The sequence below is a fragment of the Pantoea sp. genome (assembly GCF_039594315.1).
GTDB lineage: Bacteria > Pseudomonadota > Gammaproteobacteria > Enterobacterales > Enterobacteriaceae > Pantoea.
On the sequence record NZ_JBCNNP010000022.1, the window covers coordinates 58065 to 65374 of the forward strand.

7 protein-coding genes are annotated in these 7310 nt (G+C 53.6%); all 7 read right to left on the bottom strand.

Translation table 11 applies throughout. From position 1 onward, the window contains the following. Positions 1 to 6 precede the first annotated feature (6 nt). Complete coding sequence (gene ptsG, locus ABDW13_RS14195; protein ID WP_343553203.1) at positions 7 to 1440, bottom strand: PTS glucose transporter subunit IIBC; 1434 nt, start codon at positions 1438 to 1440, stop codon at positions 7 to 9. Between the two features lie 284 nt (positions 1441 to 1724). Beyond that, entirely contained in the window at positions 1725 to 2516 is a 792-nt protein-coding gene (locus tag ABDW13_RS14200; protein WP_343553204.1) for a metal-dependent hydrolase, read from the bottom strand. 16 nt (positions 2517 to 2532) lie between these two features. Beyond that, complete coding sequence (gene holB, locus ABDW13_RS14205; RefSeq protein WP_343553205.1) at positions 2533 to 3522, bottom strand: DNA polymerase III subunit delta'; 990 nt, start codon at positions 3520 to 3522, stop codon at positions 2533 to 2535. Then, entirely contained in the window at positions 3519 to 4154 is a 636-nt protein-coding gene (gene tmk, locus ABDW13_RS14210; protein ID WP_343553206.1) for a dTMP kinase, read from the bottom strand. Before tmk ends, holB begins: the two co-directional genes overlap by 4 nt. Next, positions 4144 to 5163 (bottom strand): endolytic transglycosylase MltG, encoded by a 1020-nt coding sequence (mltG, locus tag ABDW13_RS14215; RefSeq protein WP_343553207.1) that lies wholly within the window; start codon positions 5161 to 5163, stop codon positions 4144 to 4146. Before mltG ends, tmk begins: the two co-directional genes overlap by 11 nt. Further along, positions 5160 to 5972, bottom strand: coding sequence for an aminodeoxychorismate lyase (gene pabC / locus ABDW13_RS14220; RefSeq protein ID WP_343553208.1), 813 nt, complete (start codon positions 5970 to 5972; stop codon positions 5160 to 5162). The genes mltG and pabC overlap by 4 nt, the downstream gene beginning before the upstream one ends. A 71-nt stretch (positions 5973 to 6043) precedes the next feature. Further along, entirely contained in the window at positions 6044 to 7285 is a 1242-nt protein-coding gene (fabF, locus tag ABDW13_RS14225; RefSeq protein ID WP_343553209.1) for a beta-ketoacyl-ACP synthase II, read from the bottom strand. Positions 7286 to 7310 lie beyond the last annotated feature (25 nt).

Here is a 7310-nt window from a genome sequence, read left to right on the forward strand (position 1 = left end):
TATGGCTTACATGCTGCGGATATAGTCATCCATTTCCGTTTTCAGGTTATCGGACTTGGTACCGAAGATTGCCTGCACACCGGAACCGGCAACCACTACGCCACGTGCGCCCAGGCTTTTCAGTTCCGCCTGATCCACTTTCGCCACATCCGCCACGCTCACGCGCAGACGCGTAATACAGGCATCAAGGTTGGTGATGTTCTCTTTGCCACCAAATGCGGTGACCAGTTTGCCCGCCATTTCGCTGCCGGTTGCGCTGCTTTGCTCCATTGCGGTGTCCTCACGACCTGGCGTTTTCAGGTTCAGTTTTACAATCAGGAAACGGAATACGCTGTAATAAATCAGGCCGTAGATGATACCCACAACCGGGAACAGCCAGATTTTGCTGCTGTTGCCGCTCAGCACGATAAAGTCGATCAACCCGTGTGAGAAGCTGGTGCCATCACGCATGCCCAACAGAATACAGATTGGGAATGCCAGGCCAGCCAGAATCGCGTGGATCACATACAGAATCGGCGCGACGAACATGAAGGAGAACTCGATTGGCTCGGTAATACCGGTCAGGAACGAGGTCAACGCCGCAGAGATCATGATGCCGCCGACTTTGGCGCGGTTTTCAGGTTTCGCCGAATGCCAGATGGCAATGGCTGCCGCTGGCAAGCCGTACATTTTGAACAGGAAGCCACCAGACAATTTGCCTGCGGTTGGGTCGCCCGCCATATAGCGCGGAATATCACCGTGGAACACCTGACCTGCGGCGTTGGTGAATTCACCAATCTGCATCTGGAAAGGTACGTTCCAGATGTGATGCAGACCAAACGGCACCAGCGAGCGCTCAATCAGGCCATACAGACCAAAGGCTACAACCGGGTTCTGATAGGCAGCCCATTGTGAGAAGTCCTGAATCGCGGTACCGATTGGTGGCCAGATGAACGACAACACCACACCGGTGAAGATCGCTGTCAGACCCGAAATGATCGGTACAAAACGCTTACCGGCAAAGAAGCCAAGATATTCAGGCAGCTTGATGCGATAGAAGCGGTTAAACATGTAGGCCGCAATCGAACCAGCGATAATCCCGCCGAGCACACCGGTATCTGCCAGATGTTTGGCTTCGATTTCCGCCGGCGGTAAATGCAGTACCAATGGCGCAACCACTGCCATGGTTTTCACCATGATGCCGTAAGCCACCACCGCTGCCAGCGCCGAGACGCCGTCGTTATTAGTGAAACCTAATGCCACACCGATGGCAAAAATCAGCGGCATATTGGCGAACACTGAACCACCCGCCTCCGCCATGACGTGAGAAACTACCGCCGGCAGCCAGCTAAAGTTTGCAGAACCAACACCTAACAAAATACCGGCAATCGGCAGAACCGATACCGGCAACATCAGCGATTTACCCACTTTCTGTAGGTTCGCAAATGCGTTCTTGAACATAGAAACTCCTGAGTATGAGTGCAATTTTTAGCGCGGTGCGCATGGCTCAGGGGGAGGATCCTTCGCCGGGTGACGCTGAGCGTCTTTTGATTTATTACGAAGAGTAAAATAAATCGCTAATTGTTAAATTGACGGCCATCACATTTCGTTAAGGAAGCGCTTGTGCTTTCAGTCATTTCTTACTGACTTGGTGCAATAAACAGCAATAAAACACTGCCTGTGCCGATGAAGGCACAGTGCAGTGGGTCGATTTTTGATTAATTACAGAGTTTGAAATAAAGCGGTTAGCCGCCGAGACGGCTCATCGGAATATGGAACAGGCGGGAAAAGTTTTCAGTGGTCACAGCAGCCAGCGTTTCGATATCAACGCCTTTTAACACCGACATGTAGTCGGCGACATCACGGGTAAACGCTGGTTGGTTCTCTTTGCCGCGATGCGGCACCGGCGCCAGATACGGCGAATCGGTTTCCACCAACATACGATCCAGTGGCACATAGCGTGCGGCGTCACGGATCTGCTCAGCATTGCGGAAAGTCAGAATGCCGGAAAATGAGATGTAAAACCCGAGATCGAGCAACTTTGCTGCGGTTTCTTTATCTTCGGTAAAACAGTGCAGCACACCACCGCATTTCTCCACCTGCTCTTCACGCAGAATAGCCAGCGTATCGTCGCGCGCGTCGCGGGTGTGCACAATGATCGGTTTATTTAGGGCGATGCCGGTACGGATATGTTCGCGGAATGAAGCTTGTTGCTGCGCCTTGGTTTCCTGCTGATAAAAGTAATCCAGCCCGGTTTCACCCAACGCCACAACGCGATCATCCGCAGCCAGGCGGCGGAACTCTTCGACATCGTATGGCGTTTCCTGGTTGAGCGGATGGACACCGCAAGCGAGCGCCACGTTATCGCGATCGCCGACCAATTGTTTGATTTTGTAGTAATCAGGCAAGGTTGTGGCGATCGCCAGCATAAACTTCACATCGCGCGCCGCGGCCTTGGCGATTACATCATCCAAATCACGATGGTGCTTTTCATAGTCGAGGCCATCAAGATGGCAGTGCGAATCCACAATAAACATACTTATCTCTTTTGGCTTAGCCGATTGTCGCAGGCGTGAGCAAACGTTCCCAGGCGAGTAAACAATTGGTCAGAATTAATTCTCGGTTCAATGACGCGACTTGCAACAGCTGATCGCGGCACTGCATCCATTGTTGTGCGCAGCTATTCAATGCGCTGCTATTAAGCTGCTGCGCCAGCTGATTGACCACATCGGGACGATCACCATTGCTTAACCACTGACTTGCGCCCTGCTGCACTTTCATTGCATCTACCAGCAATGAGATCAGCCAACTGAGGCGCTCGGCAGCATCGTCACTGTTCAACGCTGGAAGTAGTTGCAGCACATCGCCATTGAGCGCTTTTAGCAGCGTGTCGCACAGCGTTTCACGTGCCTGCCAACGCTCAGGCTGCAACAACGTTAATGCCGCCGCAGGGGCGCCATTACTCAAACGCAATGCTGCACGCAATTTGGCTTCCGGCTGTGGCTGCTGTTTCTGCAACCAATGCAGACTGTGTGCCTCTTCCGGCGGCGATAAATGCCAGGTCATGCAGCGACTGCGCAACGTTGCCAGCAAGCGCGAGGGTTCACGCACGCTGAGGAAAAACCAGCAATTGGCAGGCGGCTCTTCCAGCGTTTTCAACAGCGCGTTGGCGGCAGCTTCGGTAAGCTGCGCCGCATCGGGCAACCAGACGATTTTCGCGCCACCTTGCTGAGCAAAGTGATAGAGCTTTTCAGTGACATCACGAACAGCATCAATACCAAGCGACGCTTTGCCCTTCTCGGCTTCGAGACGATACCAATCGGGATGGGTTTGCGCTTGCATCAGTTGGCAGCCGTGGCAATGTCCGCAACTCTTTAACCCATCCGGTTGCAAACACATTAACCAACGGCTTACGCCCCAAATCAACGCGTCATCGCCCATGCCGGCAATTGACTGCACCAACAAGGCGTGATGCGCCTGGCCGCTTTGGTGACGGGCAATAATCTGCCGATATGGCTGATTTAGCCACGGATACCAATTCATGCTGATTGACCTGCCAGCCAGTTACGCAGCGCCGATTTAAGTGACAACGTCACCTCGTCAATGTTTTGCGTGGCATCAATGGTAATAATGGACGGATCTTGTGCCGCCAGGGCCAAATAGCGTTCACGTGTACGCTCAAAGAAACGCAGTGATTCCTGTTCAATGCGATCCAATTCGCCACGAGCACGCGCGCGTTGCAGGCCAATCTCCGGCGTGACGTCGAGATAAAGGGTAAGATCAGGGCGAAAATCGCCCAATACCGCATTACGCAATGTAGTCATCAGCGTGGTATCCAAACCGCGTCCGCCGCCTTGATAAGCTTGCGAAGAGAGATCGTGTCGATCGCCCACCACCCAAGCGCCACGCGCCAAAGCCGGTTTAATCACGTTCTCAACCAGTTGCACTCGCGCCGCATACAGCATCAGCAATTCGGCTTTATCGGTAACCTGTTCGCCATCAATGCCTTGCTTAACCAAGACACGCAATTGCTCGGCCAGCGGCGTACCACCCGGTTCACGGGTGAAAACCACATCATGAATACCCTGCTCATTTAGCACGGCAACCAGCGCATCGCGCGCGGTGGTTTTGCCTGCACCTTCCAGGCCTTCAATGACGATAAACTTACTTTTCATTTTTTTCCTTCATTGCCAGCCGATAGACCTGTACGGCTTTGTTGTGGCTGGCGAGATTGGTGGTAAAGGTATGTCCACCTTTGCCATCCGCGACAAAATAGAGGTAATTGGTTTTTTCCGGATGCGCGGCAGCTTCCAAAGATGCGCGGCTCGGCATCGCAATCGGTCCCGGCGGCAAACCGCTAATGGTGTAGGTATTGTAATCGGTCGGCGTTTCGAGATTCTTACGCGTAATGGTACCGGTGTAGCTATCACCCATACCGTAAATTACCGTCGGATCGGTTTGCAGTTTCATGCCGGTACGCAAACGGTTGATAAACACCGACGCCACGCGCGCGCGTTCTTCACTCACGCCGGTTTCTTTCTCGATGATCGACGCCATGGTGACCAGATCCTGCTCTTTTTTATAAGGCAGATTCTCCATGCGCCCCTGCCAAATCTCATCGACCAGCTTTTTCATACGCGTATGCGCACGCTCGAGTACTGCAACATCGCTGGTGTTGGCGGTATAGAGATAGGTATCAGGATAGAAACTGCCTTCCAGCTCATTTACGTCCAGCTTGAGCGCGGCGGCGAGCGTAGCAAATTGATCATCGGTCAAAGTGTGCTTCATATACGGCGCTTTGCGTAGCTCTTCGAGCCACTCTTTCAACCGAGAACCTTCGATAAAGCGCACCGGGAATTGTGCTTCTTTGCCGCTCGCCAGCAATTGCAGCAACTGGCGTACCGTCATGTTGGACTCCAGCCGATAAGTGCCGGCTTTGAAACGCGCCAGTTCTGGCTCCAGTTTCAGCAACGGGCCAAACCAGATACTTTGTGGAATGATGTGCTGGCTTTCCAGTTGTGCTTCCAACACTACGCGACCGCTACCGGCAGGCAGCGTATAAATGGTTTCTTGCTGGATGGTTAACGGCGTATCGGCTAAACGTTCGATCTGCCAATAGCTAAAGGCGGCCCCAAAGCCGGCGATCGCCACTACACTGGCGAGAATTTTTTTCATTCGAGTCATGATGCTTCCATCTTCAGGCAACTGGCGCGCAGTTGCTGGTACAGCGAGCGAGCGGTGAACGTCACATCGTCAATTTGGCGTACGGGTAAAACTGGCATCAGCGCATTGCAAATCACCACTTCATCGGCGTTGATTATAGTGTCCCGCTTTGCTTCAACCAGATGGCAAGTCTGGCCAAATCCCGCCATCTGTGCCATCAGATAACGGCGCATAATGCCATCAACACCCGCGTGTTCAAGGCGTGGCGTGTAAATTTCATCGCCGTTGCGCCAGAATAAATTGGCCGCACAGCATTCCACCACCGTCCCTTCAGTGTCAAGCACCAGCGCCTCATCGCCGCCCGTCTGGTCAAGATGCTGGCGAATCAACACTTGCTCCAGCCGGTTAAGATGCTTGACGCCTGCCAGCAACGGATTGCGCGCTAGGCGAATCGGGCTGGTTTGTAGCACTGCGCCCTGCTGTTGCAACGTGGCGTAATGTTGCGGCCACGCCGAAAGCGCGAGAATACGCGTGGGAGAATCACAGCCTGCGCGGCTGTATCCTCGTCCGCCAGCGCCGGGCGTGAGAATCACTTTTAACACAGCCTGATCTTGCCCGCTGGCGGCGTGGCGCATTTCAGCTTCAAGCTGTTGCAGGTCTGGCACCGCCATGCAGAGGCGCTCGCAGCCCTCTTTCAGCCGTTGCAGATGGGCATCGAGCATTATCACATTGCCGTTGCTCACCGCAGCGGTAGTAAAACAGCCATCACCAAATTGCACCGCGCGGTCGCGTGCTGAAAGTTCGGTTTGCGGTTGACCGTTTATCCACATGTTGCTGATCCCATTCCACGTTAGATAGAAAAAAGGCCCGCATTGCGGGCCTCGATATGGCTAAGTAGCGATTAGACCTTACGGAAGATCAGCGAGCCGTTTGTGCCGCCAAATCCAAAGGAGTTACACAAGGTGTACTCAAGTCCGCTGACCTGACGCGCCGTATGTGGCACGAAATCGAGGTCACAACCTTCGTCTGGATTGTCGAGGTTGATGGTTGGTGGAATCGCCTGGTCACGCAGCGCCAGAATCGAATAAATCGCTTCTACTGCGCCCGCCGCACCCAGCAAGTGGCCGGTCATCGATTTGGTGGAACTCACCATCACGCTGTTTGCCGCCGCACCAAACACCGATTTCACCGCCTGCGCTTCTGCTTTGTCACCGGCTGGCGTCGAAGTGCCGTGCGCGTTGACATAACCGATTTGCTCCGCATTCAACTGCGCATCACGCAAGGCGTTAACCATTGCCGCTGCTGCACCTGAACCGTCTTCTGGAGGTGACGTCATGTGATAGGCATCGCTGCTCATGCCAAAACCAATGATTTCAGCATAAATCTTCGCACCGCGTTTCTTCGCGTGCTCGTACTCTTCCAGTACGATAATGCCTGCACCGTCACCCAACACGAAACCGTCACGATCTTTATCCCACGGACGGCTTGCCGCCTGCGGATTGTCGTTACGCGTGGAGAGCGCGCGCGCAGCACCAAATCCACCCACGCCCAATGGCGTACTGGCTTTCTCTGCACCACCTGCCAACATCACATCCGCATCGTTGTACGCGATGATACGCGCAGCATGACCGATGTTATGCACACCAGAAGTACATGCCGTGGCGATTGAGATGCTTGGGCCTTTCAGGCCGTACATGATGGTGAGGTGTCCTGCCACCATGTTAACGATGGTAGAAGGCACAAAGAACGGGCTGATTTTGCGCGGTCCACCGTTGACCAGCGAGCTGTGGTTATCTTCGATTAAACCCAGTCCGCCAATGCCAGAACCGATTGCCGCACCAATGCGACCAGCATTCTCTTCGGTTACAACCAGACCTGAGTCTGCCATAGCCTGAATGCCAGCAACGATGCCGTATTGGATGAAGTCATCCATCTTGCGCTGATCTTTGCGCGAGATGAAATCATCGCAATTGAAATCTCTTACTAAGCCCGCAAAACGTGTTGCGTAGGCACTAGTATCAAAATGGTCGATTAAGCTGATGCCGCTCTGACCGGCAAGGAGAGCACTCCAGGTAGACTCTACGGTATTGCCGACAGGAGACAACATGCCAAGACCAGTCACAACTACACGACGCTTAGACACGTACGTCCTCCAGGGAGGGAAAAAA